This is a genomic window from Pseudogemmobacter lacusdianii (genome assembly GCF_030848395.1).
GTDB classification, from domain to species: Bacteria; Pseudomonadota; Alphaproteobacteria; order Rhodobacterales; family Rhodobacteraceae; genus Pseudogemmobacter; species Pseudogemmobacter lacusdianii.
The window spans coordinates 1-1,026 of record NZ_JAVDBT010000044.1; the positions used below are offsets into that span (position 1 = coordinate 1).

A 1,026-nucleotide genomic window follows, 5' to 3' on the forward strand; every position below is an offset into this window, starting at 1 on the left:
TGACCTGCCCCCCGGAAGATCCCTCGCTGTGATGTAGAGTCTGCCCAACCAGAGAAGGAGCAGACGACATGAGGAAAAGCCGTTTCACCGAGGCGCAGATTATCGGAATGATCAAAGAGCAGGAGGCTGGTTTGCCGACCTCCGAGCTTTGCCGGAAGCACGGGCTGAGCCCCGCGACGTTCTACAAGCTGAAGGCCAAATATGGCGGGATGGACCTGTCCGATGCCAATCGTCTCAAGCAGCTCGAGGCCGAGAACGCCAAGCTGAAGCGCCTTGTGGCAGATGTCATGCTCGACAATGTGGTTTTGAAGGATCTTCTGGGAAAACCCTGACGACACCGGTGCAACGGCGGGATGCGGTGCTGCGGTCGTTGAGGGTGGAGCCGGTGAATGCCACCGGTTCAAATGAACCGGCGACGTGCGATCTCTCAACGCCGGGCCTGCGTCCTGATCGGTGTCGATCCGAAGACGGTGCGACGTGAACGGCCGCCCGACAACCCGGAAATCCGTGAGGAGATGCACAAGATCGCCGAGAAGCGCCGCCGCTTCGGCTATCGGCGCGTCGGCATCCTGCTGGAGCGCAAGGGCATGATCATGAACGAAAAGAAGCTCTACCGGATTTACCGGGAAGAGGGGCTGTCAGTGCGCCGCCGTCGTGGCCGCAAACGGGCACGCGGCAGTCGGACACCAATGCCAGTGCCTCTGCGGCCAAACCAGCGCTGGTCCTTGGACTTTCTGTCCGACACGTTCGGGGCCTGCCGGAAGTTTCGCATCCTGGCCGTGAACGACGATTGCTGCCGCGAGAACCTTGCCCTAGTCGCCGACACCAGCATCTCGGGGGCAAGGGTGGCGCGTGAACTCGATGCGCTGGTCCGGATTTACGGCAAACCCGCTTGCATCGTCTCTGACAATGGGACCGAGTTCACCAGCAAGGCCATCCTGAAGTGGGCGAACGACAATGGCGTCGAATGGTATTACATCGATCCGGGCAAACCGTAGCAGAATGGCTACATCGAGAGCTTCAACG

Annotated in this window: 1 pseudogene; it reads left to right on the plus strand. The window is 60.3% G+C overall.

What is annotated here, in order from left to right:
• Positions 1 to 68 precede the first annotated feature (68 nt).
• Positions 69 to 995, plus strand: a pseudogene (locus Q9295_RS17950) (IS3 family transposase); the annotation flags it as partial.
• Positions 996 to 1,026: the final 31 nt, after the last annotated feature.